This window comes from Burkholderia sp. AU6039 (genome assembly GCF_002223365.1).
Classification (GTDB): Bacteria; Pseudomonadota; Gammaproteobacteria; order Burkholderiales; family Burkholderiaceae; genus Burkholderia.
On sequence record NZ_NKFK01000003.1, the window covers coordinates 501,741 to 519,243 of the forward strand.

Genomic DNA, 17,503 nt, shown 5'->3' on the forward strand with positions numbered 1-17,503 from the left:
CGGCGCACCCAGGATCGAGTATAGGCAGCGCCGGTCGCCGCACAACCCGGGTCGCCCCGGAGTCTCACACGAGCGATGCGTCGCGCGTCTCGCGCATCAGCAGCACGCCGATCAGGCTGATTGCCGCCGCAACCGATACATAACCGCCGACCCACGACAGCCCGCCGCGCGCCGCCAGCAGTTGCGCGATATACGGCGCGATCGACGCGCCGAGGATCCCGCCGAGGTTGTACGCGACGCCCGCGCCCGTGTAGCGGACGTTGGTCGGGAACAGCTCCGGCAGCAGCGCGCCCATCGGCGCGAACGTCACGCCCATCAGGAACAGCTCGATCGTCAGGAACAGTGCGACGAGCGGCATCGAGCCGCTACCGAGCAGCGGCTCCATCGCAAAACCCGACAGCAGCGCGGCGATCGCGCCCACGACGAGCACCGGCTTGCGGCCGAAGCGGTCCGATGCCCACGCGGACAGCGGCGTCGCGAGTCCCATGAACACGACCGCGAAACACAGCAGGCCGAGGAAACTCTGGCGCGGAATATGCAGCGCCGACACGCCGTAGGACAGCGAGAACACCGTCGAGATGTAGAACAGCGTGTAGCAGACGACCATCGCAAGCGCACCGAGCAGCGTCGGCCGCCAGTGTTGCGTGATCAGCGTCGCGACCGGCACGCGCACGCGCTCGTTGCGATCGAGCGCAGCCTGGAACGCGGGTGTTTCGGTGATCTTGAGCCGCACGTACAGGCCGAGCGCGACGAGCACCGCACTGACCAGGAACGGGATGCGCCAGCCCCAGCTGCGGAACTGCTCGTCCGACAGCGACAGCGCGAGCGCGAAGAACAGCCCGTTCGACATCAGGAAGCCGACCGATGGCCCGAGCTGCGGGAACATCCCGAACCAGCCGCGCTTGCCCTGCGGCGCGTGCTCGGTCGCGAGCAGCGCGGCGCCGCCCCATTCGCCGCCGAGGCCGATCCCCTGGCCGAAGCGCAGCACGCATAGCAGCACCGGCGCGAGCGCGCCGATCGCGTCGTAGCCGGGCACGAAGCCGATGGCGGTGGTGGACACGCCCATCACGAGCAGCGATGCGACGAGCGTCGACTTGCGGCCGATGCGGTCGCCGAAGTGCCCGAACAGGAACGAGCCGATCGGGCGAGCGATGAACGCGATGCCGAACGTGACGAAGGCGGACAGCGCCTGTGCGGTCGCAGACCCGTGCGGAAAGAACACCGGGCCGATGACGAGCGCGGCGGCCGTTGCATACACGTAGAAATCGTAGAACTCGATCGCGGTGCCGATGAAGCTGGCGAACACGATGCGCCGGTGGCTGATGGCGCCGGCCGAACCGGTTGCGTGTGCAACGGTCGGGGGGGATGCGGACATGGATGTCTCCGTTTTGTCGTTGGGGCGGTCGGCTGAGCGTGCGGTCGGGCAGGCGGATGCCTGCCGGGGGCAGCCGAGCGGATGATGCGGTGGCGGCGTGGACGCGCGCCGTGGCGCGGACGTCACCCGCCGGTCGACGATGGAGACGGGTATGTCGCCGCCGCCCGGTGCCGGCGTGGTCGGCTCGCATGCCGGGTGGGGCGCGCGAACGCGCGCGCGGCGTGATGGCCGCGCGATTGCGGAAAATTATAGCCAGCGCCGCCGCGCACCGGCAATCGCGGGGCGGCGACCGCTCAGTCGATCGATTGCGCCTGCGCCGACGCGGTGCTTTGCAACTGGAAGTGGCCGTCGTCGTTGAAGAGCCAGCCTTCCATCAGTTCGAGCCGGCCGTTGCCGTCGAGCAGTCGCGACGGCGGCGGCGGCAGCGGCGCCGAGCGGCGCAGCGACGCGAGCGCGAGTGCTTCCGCTTCGCTGTCGCCGTTGCTGCGATAGACGGACGCGTTGACGAGCCGGCCGCTGCCATCGACGGTGAAGGCCACGACGACGAGCGAGCGGAGCATGGCCTGGGGTATGCCGTGCAGCATGCCGGACGGATTGCGTTCGGCGACACGGTGCGCGACTTCGACGCGGTACTGGTCGAGGTTGCCGCTGCGGGTGATCGACGGAATCGTCAGGATCGAGTGCAGCGACGGAGGCGGCGTGATCGTGCACGCCGCGAGCATGGCGACGACGGCCAGTGCAACTGCACGCAACCGGTCGACATGCAAACGGGGAAGGGGGCGCATGGGAGGCTAGCCGGAAGTGACTATAAAAAAATGATAGGCGCACGGATGCGAGCCGATATCGGGAGAAACGCATAACGGGCGATGCCGGATGATGCGAGCGCTGATGACGAGAAGGCGTGCGCTCGCGCATCGCGATGTGACGTGACATGTGACAGTACGCTCGCGTGGCTGCCGCACGCGTGCATCGCGGCGTGCGTGTTGCAAGGTTGAAAGAAACACGAGGAACGCGACTGGCACGCCGGCGCGTGGCGAGGGTCCGGCGCGAGCGCAGCGGGTCGCTGCAGGCAGCACCACGGGCGCGCCCGCGCCATCTTCGGCGATGCGTGCGGCCCGGTTCAGAAGCCGTGCGTGACGAGTGACAGGATCGACAGGTCGGGGTGCGTGCCGTCGATGATGCTCTTGCCGATGTGGACGGCTTCGTGGACGGCTTCGTCGAGGCTCGCGAAGCTTTCCTCGCCGTCCGCATGGAAGGGCACCGCGTGGCCGGGCAAGGCGGGATTCGCGCCCGGATGGCACACGTAACCGGTGTAGGTGTAGCGCGTGTCGCTGCCGGGCGCGACGGCCGGCACGACATGGATCTCGAAGCCTTCGTAATCGACGTGTTCCGCCGGTGTCGACAGTTCGGTCATGGCGATCTCCGTGTGCCGCACGCAGGGGTGGCGCGCGCGGCATCGAGTACGCGGCGGCGGTCGTGTCGCCGTGTTGATCGAATTCTAGGTGATCGAGCGGCCGGCCGGGAGGGGGCTTCCGGCGCGTTGCGATGTAATGGCGTGCCGCTGCCGGTGCCCGCCGCTCAGGTGCTGCGCGACGGCCGGCGCGAACGCCCGTGCCGTTTCGGCGGACGGGCTCGTGCGCGGCGCCGCATCATTGCTTGCAGCGTGCGTCCTTGCGCTGCACGACGATGATCACCGGGTATTTCTGGCCGTGGTCGAGCTCCACGCGCGCCACGACGGTCAGTGTTGCCGGATCGGAATCGTCGTACACGCTGACCTGTTCGTTCCGGAGGTAGGTCACGCCGGTGCAGTTCGACGTGCGTCCATCGTCACCCACCTTGCACTGGAGGTCGTTGTCCTTCACGTAGTTGTAGGGCGACGGGCTCGCGAGGTATTCGCTCAGGCCACGCGGCGAGCCGCCGACGCCCGTCACGTAGGCGATCGCGCACGACGCTTGCGCGTCGTTGCCGGCGGCGGTGTCGGCCGTCGCCGGCGTGCTGACGGCAACCAGCAGGGCAGCGAGCGACGAGACGATGAAGGGCTTCATGACGTGGGTTTCCCGTTTCGCGAATCGGAGCGCCGGATTGTAACGGCATCCGGCGTGACGCGTCGGAACGTGGGGGATGGGCGTGCGCGGACCAACAAAAAACCCCGTCATTCGGTGAATGGACGGGGTTTGGCGAACTTCCTGGCGGAAGCGGTGAGATTCGAACTCACGGACAGTTTCCCGTCGCCGGTTTTCAAGACCGGTGCCTTAAACCGCTCGGCCACGCTTCCACACGAGGCGGCATTGTAACCGAAATGCCGCGTGGTTCATCCCTTCAATCGTCGCGCAGGAACAATTCCTGCAGGTCGTTGAGGAAACGCTGGCCCAGCGGCGTCGGCGCGATCTGCGCGAAATCGCGCGCGATCAGCCCGCGCCGTTCCGCTTCCTGCAGCGCCGGCTCGATCGTGCTCATCGGCAGGCCCGTGCGTTCGGCGAAGCTGTGCACGGGGAAGCCCTCGACGAGCCGCAGCGTGTTCAGCATGAACTCGAACGGCAGGTCGCGCGCGCCGACTTCACGCTCTTCCTGCACGGCCGTGCCGGCCATCGCCTGCTCGATGAAGGTCGCCGGGTGCTTGTAGCGTGCCTGCCGCAGGATCCGGTTCGGGAACGACAGCTTCGTGTGTGCGCCCGCACCGATCCCGAGATAGTCGCCGAAGCGCCAGTAGTTCAGGTTGTGCTTGCACTGATGATTCGGCTTCGCATACGCGGACACTTCGTAGCGCCCGTAACCGGCCTCGGCCGTGCGCGCGTGGATCCATTCCTGCATGTCGGCCGACGCGTCGTCGTCGGGCACGACCGGCGGGAACTTCGCGAACAGCGTATTCGGCTCGAGCGTCAGGTGATACAGCGACAGATGCGGCGGCGCGTACGACAGCGCGGTCTCGATGTCGGTGCGGCATTCGTCGAGCGTCTGGTTCGGCAGCGCGAACATCAGGTCGAGGTTGAAGTTGTCGAAGTTCTTCGCGGCGATTTCGACCGCGGCGCGTGCCTGCGTCGTGTCGTGAATCCGGCCGAGCGCCTTCAGGTGCGTTTCGTTGAAGCTCTGGATGCCGACCGACAGGCGGTTCACGCCGCTCGCGCGGAACTGCGCGAACTTCGCGGCCTCGAACGTGCCCGGATTCGCCTCGAGCGTGATCTCGGCATCGGCGTCGAGCGGCAGCAGCGCACGCACGTCGGACAGCATCCGGTCGAGGCCGGCCGCCGACAGCAGGCTCGGCGTGCCGCCGCCGATGAATACCGTATGCACCTGGCGGCCCCACACGAGCGGCAGCGCCTGCTCGAGATCGGCGCGCAGCGCGTCGAGATACTCGGTTTCCGGAAACCGTTCGCCCTTCCACTCGTGCGAATTGAAATCGCAGTACGGGCACTTGCGCACGCACCACGGGAAATGCACGTACAGCGCGAGCGGCGGCAGCGACGTGAGCCGCACCTGGCCGGGCGACGTGAAGGTCGCGACGACGCGCGCGCCGGTTTCCGCGGCCTGGCTCATGCGACCTCCGCTGGCGAACGGGTATCGGGCGTGCTCATGCTTCCTCCGCGAGCCGCGCCAGCAGCGCCTTCAGCGCCAGCGCGCGATGGCTGTGCGTGTTCTTCACGGCCGGCTCGAGTTCGGCGGCCGTCGCGCCGAGCGACGGCAGGTAGAAATACGGGTCGTAGCCGAATCCGTGCTCGCCGCGCGGCGTGTCGACGATCTCGCCCGCCCAGCGTCCTTCGGCGAACAGCGGCTCGGGGTCGTCCGCATGGCGCACGAGCGCGAGCACGCAGCAATAGTATGCGCGCCGGTCGTCGACGCCGCGCAGCTGCTCGACGAGATACGCGTTGTTCGCCGCGTCGCCCTTGTCACGGCCCGCGCGCTGCGCGTAGCGTGCCGAATAGACGCCCGGCGCGCCGCGCAGCACGCGCACGCACAGGCCCGAATCGTCGGCGATCGCCGGCTGCCCGGTGAGCCGCGACGCGTGGCGTGCCTTCGTCAGCGCATTCTCGATGAAGGTGCCGAACGGCTCTTCCGCCTCAGGCACGGCAAGGTCGCCCTGCGGGACGATCTCGATGCCGACCGTCGAGAACAGCGCGGTGAATTCGCGCAGCTTGCCCGCGTTGTTCGACGCCAGAACGATGCGCGACAGCGGCGCGGTGGTGTGGTCGTCCGGCATGTCAGGCGCCCAGCACGTCTTTCTGAAGCTGCACCAGCTCGGCGATCCCGCCTTGCGCGAGGTCGAGCAGCGCGTTCATCTCGGCGCGCGAGAACGGCACGCCTTCGGCCGTGCCCTGGACTTCGACGAAACCGCCGGCGCCCGTCATCACGACGTTCATGTCGGTGTCGCACTGCGAATCTTCCGCGTAATCGAGGTCGAGCACGGGCGCGCCCTGGTACACGCCGACCGAGATCGCGGCGACGTGGTCGGTGATCGGCGAGCGCGTGAGCTTGCCGGCCGCGATCAGCTTCGACACGGCGTCGTGCGCGGCGACGAACGCGCCGGTGATGCTCGCCGTGCGCGTGCCGCCGTCGGCCTGGATCACGTCGCAGTCGATGTGGATCGTGCGCGGGCCGAGCGCTTCGAGGTCGAACACCGCGCGCAGCGCGCGGCCGATCAGGCGCTGAATTTCCTGCGTGCGGCCGGTCTGCTTGCCGCGGGCGGCTTCGCGGTCGCTGCGCGTATGCGTCGCGCGCGGCAGCATCCCGTATTCGGCGGTCAGCCAGCCTTGCCCGCGGTCGCGCAGGAAGTCGGGCACGCGCTCGGACACGCTCGCGGTGCAGAGCACCTTGGTGTCGCCGAATTCGACCAGCACCGAGCCTTCGGCATGTTTCGTGTAGTGGCGGGTCAGGGCGACCTTGCGCAGTTCGTCGGCGCGGCGGCCGCTCGGGCGGGAAACGGAAGACGTCATGTGGGAATCGCGGAACGAGAGGAAACCCCGATTTTAGCGCCGAACGGCGGGCGTGCCCGGCGGGGTGGTCCGCAAAAATGGGATAATGCGCGCTTCCCGCCCCGCGCTTTCCGATGCGCCGGGCGCCTCGACATATCCCCGCCCGCGAGGGCACAAAGACGGCGAGACGAACCATGATCTACAGCATGACGGGCTACGCGAGCGCGACGCGCGAACTCGCGACGGCCACCGGCAACGGCGGCACCAGCGTGTCGGTCGAACTGCGCACCGTGAACTCGCGCTTTCTCGACCTGAATTTCCGGATGCCGGACGACGTGCGCGCGTGCGAACCCGCGTTGCGCGAAATGCTGATGAACAAGCTGTCGCGCGGCAAGGTCGACATCCGCATCAACCTGCAGCGCGGCGAGCAGAGCATCGGCGCGGGCGCGCTGAACCAGTCGGCGCTCGGCCAGCTCGCCGAGCTCGAGCGCTCGGTGCTCGACTCGTTCCCGGGCGTCGGCCGCCTGCGCGCGGGCGAGATCCTGCGCTGGCCCGGCGTGATCGCCGAGAGCGGCGTGTCGGCTGACGCGATCCGCGAGGCGGTGCTCGCGTGCGGCAAGGAAGCGATCGGCGAGCTCGTCGTCGTGCGTTCGCGCGAAGGCGCGCAACTGGCGACGATGCTGCTGTCGAACGTCACCGAGATGGAAGCGATCGTCGCGCGCATCACGCCGCTCGTGCCGGAGCTGATCGCGAAGCACCAGCAGAAGATCGTCGAACGGCTGCAGGAGGCGCTCGGCATCGCGGCGCCCGAAGGCGGCTCGACGATCGTCACGCGCGAGGAAGCCGCGGAGCGCATTCGTCAGGAAGTGACGATGTACGGGATCCGGATCGACATCGCGGAAGAGCTGTCGCGACTCACCGCGCACCTGAACGAAACGCGCCATGTGATCGAGAAGGGCGGCCGCGTCGGCAAGCGTCTCGACTTCATGATGCAGGAACTGAATCGCGAAGCGAACACGCTCGGCTCGAAGGCGGCGGCGAAGGAACTCGCCGACGCGTCGATGGCGCTCAAGCTGTTGATCGAGCAGATGCGCGAGCAAGTGCAAAACCTGGAGTAACGCAACATGACCCAATCCACTCACGACGGACACGCCGCGCATTCGCTGCATGGCGGCGTCTATCCCGGCAACCTGTTCATGGTCGTCGCGCCGTCGGGCGCCGGCAAGTCGACGCTCGTGAATGCGCTGCTGTCGAAGGACAGCGACATCTGCCTGTCGATCTCGTACACGACCCGCAAGCCGCGCCCGGGCGAGCAGGACGGCCAGCACTATCACTTCACGACGGTCGAGGATTTCCGCGCGCGTCACGCGGCGCACGAATTCCTCGAGAGCGCGGAAGTGCACGGCAACTACTACGGCACGTCGCGCGTGTGGATCGAAGAGCAGATGAAGAACGGCCACGACGTGCTGCTCGAGATCGACTGGCAGGGCGCGCTGCAGGTGAAGAAGCAGTTCCGCAACGCGGTCGGCATCTTCATCCTGCCGCCGTCGCTCGACGCGCTCGAGGAGCGCCTGAAGAAGCGCGGCCAGGACGAGCCGAAAGTGATCACGCGCCGCCTGCTGGCCGCCGGCAGCGAGATCGCGCACGCGCCCGAAGCGGAATACGTGGTGATCAACGAGAACTTCGAGCGTGCGCTCGCGGAGCTCGAATGCATCGTCGCGGCCACGCGCCTGCGCTTTGCTTCGCAGTACGCGCGACACACGGAGCTGTTCATCGAGCTCGGCATCCATCTGCCCCACGCGGAATGACGCGGGGGACGAGGGACATAAGGTAGAATAAGGACTATATTCAGAAGGAATTACCAACATGGCTCGCATTACCGTCGAAGACTGCCTGAAGCAAATCCCGAACCGCTTCGAACTGGCGCTCGCCGCCACCTATCGCGCGCGGCAGCTCGCGCAAGGCCATACGCCGAAGATCGAAAGCCGCGACAAGCCGACCGTCGTCGCGCTGCGCGAAATCGCTGCCGGCCAGGTCGGCGTCGAGATGCTGAAGAAGGTGCCGGTGTAACGCGCATCCGGCCCGTTCCAGCCATGTAATCCACGCGCGCAACGACTCGACCTGGAGGCGAATATGAGCACCACCCCATCGTCCGCCTCCGCGGATTCGACCACCGAAGCCACGGCCCAGTCGCCTGCGCGCCAGTACATCGACGCGGTTCTCGAACAGTCCTTCCGGCATCTGTTCGGGCCGACCGCCACACCGGAGCAGCCTCGCAAGCACGGCGTCGTTTCGATCGCGAAACTGACGGGCGTGCTTGCCGAGTATCTTCCTCCGGAAGAAATCAAAGAGGTCAAGGCGGCGTTCCACTTCAGTGACGAAGCCCACCTCGGTCAATATCGCCAGAGCGGCGAACCCTACATCACCCATCCCGTCGCCGTCGCGGAAATCTGCGCCGGCTGGAAGCTCGACGCGCAGGCCGTCATGGCCGCGCTGCTGCATGACGTGATGGAAGACCAGGGCGTGACCAAGAGCGAGCTGGCCGAACGGTTCGGCCCGAAGGTCGCCGAACTGGTCGATGGCCTGTCGAAGCTCGACAAGATGGAATTCCGCAGCCGCGAGGAAGCGCAGGCGGAAAACTTCCGCAAGATGCTGCTCGCGATGGCACGCGACGTGCGCGTGATTCTCGTCAAGCTCGCCGACCGCCTGCACAATATGCGCACGCTCGGCGCGGTGCCGATGGAAAAGCGCCGCCGCGTCGCGCGGGAAACGCTCGACATCTACGCGCCGATCGCGCACCGCCTCGGGTTGAACAACACGTATCGCGAGCTGCAGGACATGAGCTTCGCGAATTTCAACCCGCATCGCTACGCGACGCTCGAGAAGGCCGTGAAGGCCGCGCGCGGCAACCGCCGCGAAGTGATCAGCAAGATCCTCGAAGCCGCGCAGCGCGCGATGGCCGATGCGAAGATCGACGCCGAGATCACCGGCCGCGAAAAGACCATCTACAGCGTGTACCGCAAGATGCGCGACAAGCAGCTGTCGTTCTCGCAGGTGCTCGACGTGTACGGCTTTCGCGTCGTCGTCGACAGCCCGCTCGACTGCTACACGTGCATCGGGGCGTTGCATGCGCTGTACAAGCCCGTGCCCGGCAAGTTCAAGGACTACATCGCGATCCCGAAGATCAACGGCTATCAGTCGCTGCACACCACGCTGGTCGGCCCGTTCGGCGCGCCGATCGAATTCCAGGTGCGCACGCGCAAGATGCACGAGATCGCCGAGGCGGGGGTCGCCGCGCACTGGCTGTACAAGAACGGCAGCGCGGATCTCAGCGACGTGCAGAAGCGCGCGCACCAGTGGCTGAAGTCGCTGCTCGACATCCAGAGCGAAGCCGGTGATTCGAGCGAATTCCTCGAGCACGTGAAGATCGACCTGTTCCCGGATGCGGTCTACGTGTTCACGCCGAAGTCGAAGATCATGGCGCTGCCGCGCGGCGCGACGGCACTCGATTTCGCGTATTCGATCCACAGCGATCTCGGCAACCAGTGCGTGGCCGTGAAGATCAACAACGAGCTGCTGCCGCTGCGCACCGAGCTGAAGAGCGGCGACATCGTCGAGGTGATCACGGCGCCGTATTCGAAGCCGAACCCTGCGTGGCTCGGTTTCGTGCGTACCGGCAAGGCGCGCTCGGCGATCCGGCACTACCTGAAGACGATGCGCCTGAACGAATCGGTGCAGCTGGGCGAGCGGCTGGTCGACCAGAGCCTGAAGGGCTATGGTCTCGCGCTGGCTGATGTCGAGCCGGAAGTGTGGGAGAAGCTCGTGCAGTGGACGGGCAACAAGAGCCGTCAGGAAATCTTCGCGGACATCGGCCTTGGCCGCCGCGTGGCCGCGGTGATGGCCAAGCGCATCGAGGTGCTGATGAGCGGCCGCGATGCGGACGACGATCTGCCGAAGTCCGAGCGGCATCTCGCGCACCACGCGCCGCCGGTCGTGATCACCGGCACCGAAGGGATGTCCGTGCAGTTGTCCGCATGCTGCCGTCCGATTCCGGGCGACGCGATCATGGGTTACATCGGCATCGGCTTGGGGATGGCGATTCATACGACCGATTGCCGCGTGGCGCAGCGTATCCATCGCCGCGATCCGGGCCGCTGGATCGACGTCGAATGGGCGCCGCAGCCGGGCCGCCTGTTCGATGTCGCGGTGAAGGCGCTCGTGAAGAACACGAAGGGCATTTTTGCGCGCGTGGCGGCGGACATCACGTCGGCCGACGCGAACATCGTGCATATCGCAATGGACGAGGATCTGACGCACGAATCGACGGTGCTGCGCTTCGTGATCCAGGTCAGCGACCGCGTGCATCTCGCGAACGTGATGCGGCGCGTGCGAACCAATCCGGACGTGATGCGGATCATGCGCGAGCGTTCGACCGACGACGGTGCGCATGCGCGCCACGACGGCGGCATGCGCATCGAGCGCGAGCGTCAGGATTACTGACGCGGCCCGTGTGGGCGGGCGATCGACGGCGGCCAATGGCCGCCGTTTTCATTTGTGCTGCCGGAGAGGCGAACGTGCGGCGTGGTCGACGTTCTTCCGAAAAAAAGCGCCACGCAACCGGACGTTGCTATGTCATGAGTAGGGAAGGGAAGGCGGAAAAGAAAAAGGGCTTTCCCGGAGGAAAGCCCTTTTAAGGTGGCGCGGCTGGCAGGATTCGAACCCACGACCCCTTGGTTCGTAGCCAAGTACTCTATCCAACTGAGCTACAGCCGCACGCAAAACGGTACTGCTTAACTGACGGAACCTTCTGCGATGGGAAGGTTCCCAAAAAAGTGGCGCGGCTGGCAGGATTCGAACCCACGACCCCTTGGTTCGTAGCCAAGTACTCTATCCAACTGAGCTACAGCCGCACGCAACAACAAGACTTCTACTGCTTCGAACTGAAAGGGCCTTCGGTTGGGAAGGCCCTCGAAAAAAGTGGCGCGGCTGGCAGGATTCGAACCCACGACCCCTTGGTTCGTAGCCAAGTACTCTATCCAACTGAGCTACAGCCGCACGCAGAAGCGGAAGTATAGCAGGGTTGTATAAAAAGGGAAGCCTTATTCGCAAATTAGGTGCCATGACCTTGCCGGGGCGCCCTTCGTGTACCCTTGGAGCATCAGTCATCCATGTTGAATCTGCATCATGAACAAGGCGTTTGTCAAAGAGTCGGACGGCGACGACGACGATCTCGACCAGGCCCAGCCCGCGATTCCGGCGGGTGCGAAGAACTACATCACGCCCGCCGGCCACAAGCGGCTGAGGGACGAACTGCTGAACCTGATCGACGTCGAGCGTCCCGAGGTCGTGCGGCTCGTGTCCTGGGCCGCGTCGAATGGCGACCGGTCGGAGAATGGCGACTACATCTACGGCAAGCGGCGGCTTCGCGAGATCGATCGCCGCATCCGCTTCCTGACGAAGCGGCTCGATCTGGCCGAAGTCGTCGATGCAAGCCGGCAGGAGAATGTCGACCAAGTGTTTTTCGGCGCGACGGTCGATTACGAGACACCGGACGGCGAGGATCACACGATCACGATCGTCGGGATCGACGAGGTCGATCTCGATCGCGGCTGTGTCAGCTGGATTTCGCCGGTCGCGCGCGCACTCATCAAGGCGAAGATCGGCGATACCGTCATGCTGATGACGCCGGCCGGCCCGCAGCCGATCGACGTGCTCGACGTCCGTTACCCGGCGCCGGGCAACGCCTGAACAGCGCACGGCGCAACCCGGCAAAGAAAAAGCGCCCCGATGGGGCGCTTCGTCATCCGGCGTGCGGCGGAATGCCGGTCGCTCAGAAGCGATGGCGCAGGCCTGCCGTGACCGCGATCTGCTTGTTGGTCGATGAAGCACCACCGAGGCCATTGACATAGGCGCCGATGCCCAGGCCGTCCGTGCTGACGCGCTGATACACGCCTTGCACATACACGTCGGTCCGCTTGGACAGTGCATAGTCGGTCTGCAGGTTGAACTGGTTCCAGCCCGGATGACGGCCGTCCAGGAAGCCGGCGGTGTATGTGTACGACCCGGCCAGCGACAAGGCCGGCGTGAGCGCGTAGCGGGCGTTTACTTCGTAGTTGTTGAAGCGGGCAAACGTGCCGTCGAGACCCAGCCCATTCGACACGCCCGAGGCCCCCGCGGAGATGCCGAGCGCCCGGTTCACGCGCGATTGCGTGAACACGAAGCCGGCCGTTGCCGGGCCGAATGTGTAGTTCAGGCCGCCGCCGAACACGCGCTGACGCTTGCCGACGAACGTATTGTCGCCGGCCACCGCGCCGCCGCTGTTGGTGACCGCCGCCGACGTGAGGCCCGAGATGTCATTGTTCAACTGCAGGTAGCCGGCGCCGATATTGAAGCCGGCATAGGTGTACGACACGCCCGCGCTGTACGCACGATTGTTCGAGAACTGGCTGCTGTTCGAGAAGCCGTACAACGCGCCGAACTTCAGACCGCCGTAATTGACGCTCGTGTACTTGACGGCGTTATTGATCCGGAACGAATTGTTCAGGTTGTCGTTGTCGAACGGGTGGGCAAACTGGGTGCCGCCGAATTGCGTACCGGTCAGCGACAGCGGCCCGATGTAGTCGACGACGCTGTCGTATTGGCGACCGAGGGTGACGGCGCCGAACTGGTCATGAGACAGGCCGACGAACGCCTGGCGGCCGAATTCGCGGCCATTCTGGCCAAGCGTGCCGTTGGCGATGTTGAAGCCGTTTTCCAACACGAAGATTGCTTTCAGTCCGCCACCGAGATCTTCCGTGCCGCGCAGGCCCCAGCGGCTGCCGTTGATCTGGCCGCTGCGTTCCGACCATGAGCTGTGGCCACCCTGGTTGTTCGTATAGGTGATGCCTGCGTCGATCAGGCCATAGAGCGTCACGCTGCTTTGGGCGTGAGCTGCCGTCACGAATACACCCGACAACGCGGTGACGATCAGGGTTTTTTTCATGGATCTGTCTCCAAACAGGATGATGTCGATCGAACCTGCTGCGGACTGGCATGTTGTGCTTGACGTTGCGGCCGGTCCGGCAGAGCGGCGGTGCGCTTATCAAAAAGCCATCTGCAGTGTACGGAGTGCGTGGAGTGGGGGAGGAATGCGCTTTAAGCAATAGTATATTTTGGAATCCGCAAAGATCGGCAATGTGGCGCAAACGGTTGCCCATCAAGGGTTTGTGGCGGTGCAGCGAAGAAAAATGGCGATCAGGACTACGGAACGGGCGTTGCGCGATCGCGACAGGCGGTCAGCAGGAGGCGAGGATGGCCGTCATCCGATTATTGACACATCGGCAATAGAGGTTTGTGTGGAGCATGGCTAATGAAAGGTTGTTCTCTCGTTATACTGCGATCTCTGCTTTCCGAAGCAGACTTTTTCGTTGACGGAAAAGATCTCCAAACCTTTGTCGGCGCGACTTCCCAGTCGCGCTTTTTTTTGCCCTGTCGGCCCGCGCGCTATTGCGCGAACGAGCGCCGCTTGCGCTTGGCCGCGGGTGCGGCCTCCTTGGATTCGTTGGGGGGCGGCGTGTATGTCCAGTCTTCCATCACGTAGTGACGGGCATCGAGGGGCGACGAGAGCAGGTTCTGCCAGTGATCGCCGTGCCAGGTCGTATCGAATTCGGTGTCGCACGGCGCTTCGCGCGAGGACACTGACTCGGCCAGGGCGCGGGACTTGCGGTGTACGCGTCCGAGCCGGCTCGCGAAGCGCTTGATTCCGTCCAGCCACATGACCTTCTCCTTCCTTCCGACGTTAAGTGAGCATCGCAATGTCCTCGGGTTTCCGCAACCCGGAAAAAACCCGAGGAATTTACCGAGCCGATTTGTCCCCGGTAGGATTTTCTCGCGCAAGATTATTAATGGTCCGATCCCGGTAAGGTTGACAGGTTTTTGATGCGAATCAATTAATCAAAGGCGCCGGTGTACCGATTCCAGTGGTATTAGCTCTTTTTTGATAAAACGATCGTCAAAAATTTCCTTGACGCACCCGGATTGTCCAATTTATAAAGTCAGCACTCCGTCCTCGGGCGGCGTGCTGGTGTGGGTGCTGGCGCAATGTTTCGGGATTTCGGGAAACGGCTATAAAAATAGCTTTTTTGGATCTAATCGAGTGGGGAACGAAGACATGGATACCGGTATCGTGAAATGGTTTAACGATGCTAAAGGTTTCGGCTTTATTACGTCGGACAATGGCGGTGAAGATTTGTTTGCACACTTTTCCGAAATCAAGATGGACGGCTTCAAGACGCTGAAGGAAAACCAGCGTGTTTCGTTCGACGTGAAAGTCGGGCCGAAAGGCAAGCAGGCAGCGAATATCCAGGCGGTCTGACGCGCCACGCATTGCCGATCACGTCCGGCCCCCGCATTGCGGGGGCTTTTTGTTTTACGGGGGGCGGAACATTCCGGTTCGGGCTGGCCGCGAACCCGGATGCCGGTGCATACTCACGGAAGCATCGTTTCCCAGTCTTTTCATGCCCGATTCCCCCCGTCCGTCCGATCCCGCCAGCGAACAGCCGCTCGTTTTCGTCGACCTTGAAACCACTGGCGGCTCGCCCGCCGAACACCGCATCACCGAAATCGGCGTGGTCGAAATCGGCCCGCTCGGCGTGTCGACGTGGACGACGCTCGTCGATCCGGGGCAGCCGATTCCGCCGTTCATCCAGCAACTGACGGGCATTTCGGACGAGATGGTGCGCGATGCGCCGTCATTTGCGTCGCTGGCGCCGGCGTTGTTCGAGCGGCTCGACGGCAAGCTTTTCGTCGCGCACAACGCGAACTTCGACCGGGGCTTCCTGCGGGCCGAATTCGAGCGCGCCGGCTTCGCGTTCAATCCCGATGTGCTGTGTACGGTGCGGCTGTCGAAGGCGCTGTTTCCGCGTGAGTCGCGGCACGGCCTCGACGCGTTGATCGAACGTCACGGCCTCGTGCCGGCTGCGCGCCACCGGGCGCTGGCGGATGCCGACCTGCTGTGGCAGTTCTGGCGCCTGTTGCACGATATCGTGCCGCTCGAGCGGCTGCGTGACCAGATCGCGCGCACGACGCGCCACTTCCGTCTGGGTGGCGACCTGACCGAAGCCTGGCTCGATACCGCGCCACCCGGCTGCGGTGCGTACGCACTGTTCGGGGAGGAGGATGTGCCGCTGTATGTTGGCCGCAGCGTGCGTGTGCGGCAGCGGCTGCGTGCGCTACTGATGGGCGAGCGCCGTTCGTCGAAGGAAATGCGACTGGCGCAGCAGGTGCGGCGGGTCGAATGGCGCGAGACCGGCAACGAGTTGGGGGCGATGCTGGCCGAAGCGCAATGGATTGCCCGGCTGCGGCCGTCATACAACCGGCGCCTCGCGGCCGACGCCCGTGCCGGCGCTGCGCCCTGGCCGTTCGAAGGTGCGGTCGCATTCGAGGCGAGCGGCGAGCGCAGCCTGTTTCACGTGATCGACGGCTGGCGCTATCTCGGCGCGGCGGAGTCGCTCGACGCGGCCGCGCAACTCGCGGCCGACGGGACGGACGGTGCGTTCGAGCCCTTTACCCACCGTCTGCTGCAGACGCATCTCGCACGCGGCCTGCAGCTGATTCCGCTCGCCGCGCTCACACCCGCGGCGCAGGCGGGTTAATCAGGCGCGGTCGCGTGACCCGCGCCCGCTGTCGTCAGCCGATCGCGCTTGCGCCGCCGGCCGAGCAGACGTGCGACAGCGCGGTGTCGAGTGCCTGCGTTTGCGTGGCGTCGTAGCGCGTGAGCGTCTTCCAGTTGGCGATGCTGCGCGCGAGCCGCGCCTGGCAATCAGGCGCATCCCGCAGCGGTGCAACCTGCGCGAGCCCCGCGAGCATTTTCTGCGTCAGCCGGTCGAGCGCCGGGCGCGTGCTGGTCGCGAGATCGGGCGGCGTGCCTTCCGGCGGCCGCGTCGCGCGCCAGGTCGCGAACAGCGCATTCTGCACATCCTTGCTCGCGGTGATCTGATCCTCGAAGAACGTCCGTGCGAACGCGGGATCGACGCCGGCCTGTGCCGCGCGCTTCTCGACTGACACGAGCAGTTCCGCTTCGCGCGGCCGGTCCTCGATTGCCTTGTGATTCGCCCATTTCCATCGAGCGACCGGTTCGGCGAGCGCGAGGCGCTGCGACGCGAGCGCGACGATATTGGTGAGGGCCGTGTCGTCACCGTCTGCAGTGGCGATGCGCGGGGACGAGAAGAGGGCGACGCCGAGCGCGGCGACAGCGAGGCTGGCACGAATGGCTTGCTTCATCGGAACGATCGGGAGAGCCGGGGCGGGCCGGAGGTGGAAAACCAGAAGGATAGACGAAGACAGTCGCGCGGCGTAGCGCAGCGACCGGAGAATCAGCAGGCGAGCTGATCCGGCACCGTCAGGCTGTTGCGGCCCGGGTGCGAGGCGAATTGCGCGCGATGCGCAGTGATGAACCGCACGATAGCGAGGATCGACACGTGGCGGTTACAGAACCGGACAGGCGTTCACTTCGGCGAGTACAGCTTGTGCTGCTCGTCGAAGAATGCCCGCACGTGGTCGGGCAATTCGGCGAGGAATTCCACGCCGACGGGTTCCGGATCCGGGCTCATCACTTGCTCCGGCGGTGGCATGCGAGTTGGTCTTTCGTCCATGGTCATTTCTCCAGCAGGTTCGATGATTATCAACCTCGTGCTTGGATTTATGCCAGTGGCGAATCGTTAGATTTTGTCTCTGTTGTATTAACGGCACATGCGCTCTGGCGCGTGCTGCGATGCCGACTATTGCATCGTGCGGAATCGGCGGCAATCGGGCTGCTTGTTATACTTGCGCGCACTTTTTCTGGACCGCGATGAAACGAACGACGCGATGGATCGGCCTCGTATGGCTGGCGCTGGTACTGAACGTACTGTCGCCCGTCATCGGCTATGCGCGTCTTGCGTCGAGCGGCTCCGGCGAGCTCACGCTCGAGTTGTGCAGTGCAGCGGGCGCCCGCCAGATCGTGCTCGCGCAGGCGGGCGGCGATCACGACACGTCGTCGTTCGACCATGCCGGCGTGCCGCACTGCGTGTACTGCCCCGGCTTCGCGGCGAACGTGGCGCTCGGGTCGAGCCTGCCCGCCCTGCCGGGCTTCGTGCGGACGTTCGCCTATCGCGCGGCGGCGCCCGTCATTCCCGATTTTCCCCGCAAGGGCATCCGTCTCGCGCAGCCTCGCGCCCCGCCTGAAAACGCTCCGATCTGATTG

Annotated in this window: 19 protein-coding genes and 4 tRNA genes; 8 read left to right on the forward strand and 15 right to left on the reverse strand. The window is 65.1% G+C overall.

The window, feature by feature from the left end:
• Positions 1 to 64: 64 nt before the first annotated feature.
• The 8 genes from CFB39_RS04895 to rph form a co-directional block, all read right to left on the reverse strand.
• Positions 65 to 1,375, reverse strand: a complete 1,311-nt coding sequence (locus tag CFB39_RS04895; protein ID WP_089472326.1) for an MFS transporter — start codon at positions 1,373 to 1,375, stop codon at positions 65 to 67.
• Positions 1,376 to 1,668: 293 nt separating this feature from the next.
• Complete coding sequence (locus tag CFB39_RS04905; protein WP_089472327.1) at positions 1,669 to 2,160, reverse strand: energy transducer TonB; 492 nt, start codon at positions 2,158 to 2,160, stop codon at positions 1,669 to 1,671.
• A gap of 335 nt (positions 2,161 to 2,495) precedes the next feature.
• Positions 2,496 to 2,789: a hypothetical protein gene (locus tag CFB39_RS04910; protein WP_089472328.1), complete on the reverse strand. Its 294-nt coding sequence runs from the start codon at positions 2,787 to 2,789 to the stop codon at positions 2,496 to 2,498.
• Positions 2,790 to 3,024: 235 nt separating this feature from the next.
• Positions 3,025 to 3,420, reverse strand: coding sequence for a hypothetical protein (locus CFB39_RS04915; RefSeq protein WP_089472329.1), 396 nt, complete (start codon positions 3,418 to 3,420; stop codon positions 3,025 to 3,027).
• A gap of 142 nt (positions 3,421 to 3,562) precedes the next feature.
• Positions 3,563 to 3,650, reverse strand: a tRNA-Ser gene (locus tag CFB39_RS04920).
• A 44-nt stretch (positions 3,651 to 3,694) separates the two neighbouring features.
• Positions 3,695 to 4,909 carry a radical SAM family heme chaperone HemW gene (gene hemW, locus CFB39_RS04925; RefSeq protein WP_043181762.1) on the reverse strand — a complete coding sequence of 405 codons (1,215 nt, stop codon included), beginning with the start codon at positions 4,907 to 4,909 and terminating at the stop codon, positions 3,695 to 3,697.
• A 34-nt stretch (positions 4,910 to 4,943) separates the two neighbouring features.
• Positions 4,944 to 5,570 carry an RdgB/HAM1 family non-canonical purine NTP pyrophosphatase gene (gene rdgB / locus CFB39_RS04930; RefSeq protein WP_089472330.1) on the reverse strand — a complete coding sequence of 209 codons (627 nt, stop codon included), beginning with the start codon at positions 5,568 to 5,570 and terminating at the stop codon, positions 4,944 to 4,946.
• Position 5,571: 1 nt separating this feature from the next.
• On the reverse strand, positions 5,572 to 6,303 hold the full coding sequence (gene rph / locus CFB39_RS04935) for a ribonuclease PH (protein ID WP_089472331.1): 732 nt from the start codon (positions 6,301 to 6,303) through the stop codon (positions 5,572 to 5,574).
• A gap of 173 nt (positions 6,304 to 6,476) precedes the next feature.
• Between rph and CFB39_RS04940 the strand changes: the two genes are divergently transcribed.
• The 4 genes from CFB39_RS04940 to CFB39_RS04955 all read left to right on the forward strand — a co-directional run bounded on the left by CFB39_RS04940 (position 6,477) and on the right by CFB39_RS04955 (position 10,782).
• Positions 6,477 to 7,400 (forward strand): YicC/YloC family endoribonuclease, encoded by a 924-nt coding sequence (locus tag CFB39_RS04940; protein ID WP_089472332.1) that lies wholly within the window; start codon positions 6,477 to 6,479, stop codon positions 7,398 to 7,400.
• A 6-nt stretch (positions 7,401 to 7,406) separates the two neighbouring features.
• Positions 7,407 to 8,090 (forward strand): guanylate kinase, encoded by a 684-nt coding sequence (gene gmk, locus CFB39_RS04945; protein ID WP_089472333.1) that lies wholly within the window; start codon positions 7,407 to 7,409, stop codon positions 8,088 to 8,090.
• 58 nt (positions 8,091 to 8,148) lie between these two features.
• Positions 8,149 to 8,352 carry a DNA-directed RNA polymerase subunit omega gene (rpoZ, locus tag CFB39_RS04950; protein ID WP_006025620.1) on the forward strand — a complete coding sequence of 68 codons (204 nt, stop codon included), beginning with the start codon at positions 8,149 to 8,151 and terminating at the stop codon, positions 8,350 to 8,352.
• A gap of 63 nt (positions 8,353 to 8,415) precedes the next feature.
• On the forward strand, positions 8,416 to 10,782 hold the full coding sequence (locus CFB39_RS04955) for a bifunctional (p)ppGpp synthetase/guanosine-3',5'-bis(diphosphate) 3'-pyrophosphohydrolase (protein ID WP_089472334.1): 2,367 nt from the start codon (positions 8,416 to 8,418) through the stop codon (positions 10,780 to 10,782).
• A gap of 196 nt (positions 10,783 to 10,978) precedes the next feature.
• Here CFB39_RS04955 and CFB39_RS04960 read toward each other — a convergent pair.
• From CFB39_RS04960 to CFB39_RS04970, 3 genes are all read right to left on the reverse strand, one after another.
• Positions 10,979 to 11,055: transfer RNA gene (locus CFB39_RS04960), tRNA-Arg, on the reverse strand.
• Positions 11,056 to 11,115: 60 nt separating this feature from the next.
• Positions 11,116 to 11,192, reverse strand: a tRNA-Arg gene (locus CFB39_RS04965).
• Positions 11,193 to 11,260: 68 nt separating this feature from the next.
• Positions 11,261 to 11,337: transfer RNA gene (locus CFB39_RS04970), tRNA-Arg, on the reverse strand.
• A 129-nt stretch (positions 11,338 to 11,466) separates the two neighbouring features.
• Between CFB39_RS04970 and greB the strand changes: the two genes are divergently transcribed.
• Positions 11,467 to 12,030, forward strand: a complete 564-nt coding sequence (gene greB / locus CFB39_RS04975; protein WP_089472335.1) for a transcription elongation factor GreB — start codon at positions 11,467 to 11,469, stop codon at positions 12,028 to 12,030.
• A gap of 82 nt (positions 12,031 to 12,112) precedes the next feature.
• Here the strand turns inward: greB and CFB39_RS04980 are convergent, their stop codons facing one another.
• The gene (locus tag CFB39_RS04980; protein WP_089472336.1) at positions 12,113 to 13,264 is read right to left on the reverse strand and encodes a porin; all 1,152 of its coding nucleotides are present in this window, start codon (positions 13,262 to 13,264) and stop codon (positions 12,113 to 12,115) included.
• 500 nt (positions 13,265 to 13,764) lie between these two features.
• Positions 13,765 to 14,037 (reverse strand): hypothetical protein, encoded by a 273-nt coding sequence (locus CFB39_RS04985; RefSeq protein WP_089424750.1) that lies wholly within the window; start codon positions 14,035 to 14,037, stop codon positions 13,765 to 13,767.
• Between the two features lie 394 nt (positions 14,038 to 14,431).
• On the opposite strand from CFB39_RS04985, the gene CFB39_RS04990 reads away from it, so the two are divergent.
• Both CFB39_RS04990 and CFB39_RS04995 read left to right on the forward strand, forming a co-directional pair.
• Positions 14,432 to 14,635 carry a cold-shock protein gene (locus CFB39_RS04990; protein ID WP_011351289.1) on the forward strand — a complete coding sequence of 68 codons (204 nt, stop codon included), beginning with the start codon at positions 14,432 to 14,434 and terminating at the stop codon, positions 14,633 to 14,635.
• A 142-nt stretch (positions 14,636 to 14,777) separates the two neighbouring features.
• Positions 14,778 to 15,914 (forward strand): exonuclease domain-containing protein, encoded by a 1,137-nt coding sequence (locus CFB39_RS04995; RefSeq protein WP_089472337.1) that lies wholly within the window; start codon positions 14,778 to 14,780, stop codon positions 15,912 to 15,914.
• Positions 15,915 to 15,948: 34 nt separating this feature from the next.
• Here the strand turns inward: CFB39_RS04995 and CFB39_RS05000 are convergent, their stop codons facing one another.
• Both CFB39_RS05000 and CFB39_RS40115 read right to left on the reverse strand, forming a co-directional pair.
• A complete protein-coding gene (locus CFB39_RS05000) occupies positions 15,949 to 16,542 on the reverse strand; it encodes a chorismate mutase (protein ID WP_089472338.1) in 594 nt (197 codons plus the stop codon).
• 224 nt (positions 16,543 to 16,766) lie between these two features.
• On the reverse strand, positions 16,767 to 16,871 hold the full coding sequence (locus tag CFB39_RS40115; protein WP_162269111.1) for a chorismate mutase: 105 nt from the start codon (positions 16,869 to 16,871) through the stop codon (positions 16,767 to 16,769).
• A gap of 239 nt (positions 16,872 to 17,110) precedes the next feature.
• On the opposite strand from CFB39_RS40115, the gene CFB39_RS05005 reads away from it, so the two are divergent.
• Entirely contained in the window at positions 17,111 to 17,500 is a 390-nt protein-coding gene (locus tag CFB39_RS05005) for a DUF2946 domain-containing protein (RefSeq protein WP_089472339.1), read from the forward strand.
• Positions 17,501 to 17,503 lie beyond the last annotated feature (3 nt).

What these genes read in the sequence shown, in the direction of transcription:
- CFB39_RS04895 (WP_089472326.1), bottom strand. Translation starts at nt 1,375, where the DNA reads ATGTCCGCATCCCCCCCGACCGTTGCACACGCAACCGGTTCGGCCGGC.
- CFB39_RS04905 (WP_089472327.1), bottom strand. Translation starts at nt 2,160, where the DNA reads ATGCGCCCCCTTCCCCGTTTGCATGTCGACCGGTTGCGTGCAGTTGCA.
- CFB39_RS04910 (WP_089472328.1), bottom strand. Translation starts at nt 2,789, where the DNA reads ATGACCGAACTGTCGACACCGGCGGAACACGTCGATTACGAAGGCTTC.
- CFB39_RS04915 (WP_089472329.1), bottom strand. Translation starts at nt 3,420, where the DNA reads ATGAAGCCCTTCATCGTCTCGTCGCTCGCTGCCCTGCTGGTTGCCGTC.
- hemW (WP_043181762.1), bottom strand. Translation starts at nt 4,909, where the DNA reads ATGAGCCAGGCCGCGGAAACCGGCGCGCGCGTCGTCGCGACCTTCACG.
- rdgB (WP_089472330.1), bottom strand. Translation starts at nt 5,570, where the DNA reads ATGCCGGACGACCACACCACCGCGCCGCTGTCGCGCATCGTTCTGGCG.
- rph (WP_089472331.1), bottom strand. Translation starts at nt 6,303, where the DNA reads ATGACGTCTTCCGTTTCCCGCCCGAGCGGCCGCCGCGCCGACGAACTG.
- CFB39_RS04940 (WP_089472332.1), top strand. Translation starts at nt 6,477, where the DNA reads ATGATCTACAGCATGACGGGCTACGCGAGCGCGACGCGCGAACTCGCG.
- gmk (WP_089472333.1), top strand. Translation starts at nt 7,407, where the DNA reads ATGACCCAATCCACTCACGACGGACACGCCGCGCATTCGCTGCATGGC.
- rpoZ (WP_006025620.1), top strand. Translation starts at nt 8,149, where the DNA reads ATGGCTCGCATTACCGTCGAAGACTGCCTGAAGCAAATCCCGAACCGC.
- CFB39_RS04955 (WP_089472334.1), top strand. Translation starts at nt 8,416, where the DNA reads ATGAGCACCACCCCATCGTCCGCCTCCGCGGATTCGACCACCGAAGCC.
- greB (WP_089472335.1), top strand. Translation starts at nt 11,467, where the DNA reads ATGAACAAGGCGTTTGTCAAAGAGTCGGACGGCGACGACGACGATCTC.
- CFB39_RS04980 (WP_089472336.1), bottom strand. Translation starts at nt 13,264, where the DNA reads ATGAAAAAAACCCTGATCGTCACCGCGTTGTCGGGTGTATTCGTGACG.
- CFB39_RS04985 (WP_089424750.1), bottom strand. Translation starts at nt 14,037, where the DNA reads ATGTGGCTGGACGGAATCAAGCGCTTCGCGAGCCGGCTCGGACGCGTA.
- CFB39_RS04990 (WP_011351289.1), top strand. Translation starts at nt 14,432, where the DNA reads ATGGATACCGGTATCGTGAAATGGTTTAACGATGCTAAAGGTTTCGGC.
- CFB39_RS04995 (WP_089472337.1), top strand. Translation starts at nt 14,778, where the DNA reads ATGCCCGATTCCCCCCGTCCGTCCGATCCCGCCAGCGAACAGCCGCTC.
- CFB39_RS05000 (WP_089472338.1), bottom strand. Translation starts at nt 16,542, where the DNA reads ATGAAGCAAGCCATTCGTGCCAGCCTCGCTGTCGCCGCGCTCGGCGTC.
- CFB39_RS40115 (WP_162269111.1), bottom strand. Translation starts at nt 16,871, where the DNA reads ATGAGCCCGGATCCGGAACCCGTCGGCGTGGAATTCCTCGCCGAATTG.
- CFB39_RS05005 (WP_089472339.1), top strand. Translation starts at nt 17,111, where the DNA reads ATGAAACGAACGACGCGATGGATCGGCCTCGTATGGCTGGCGCTGGTA.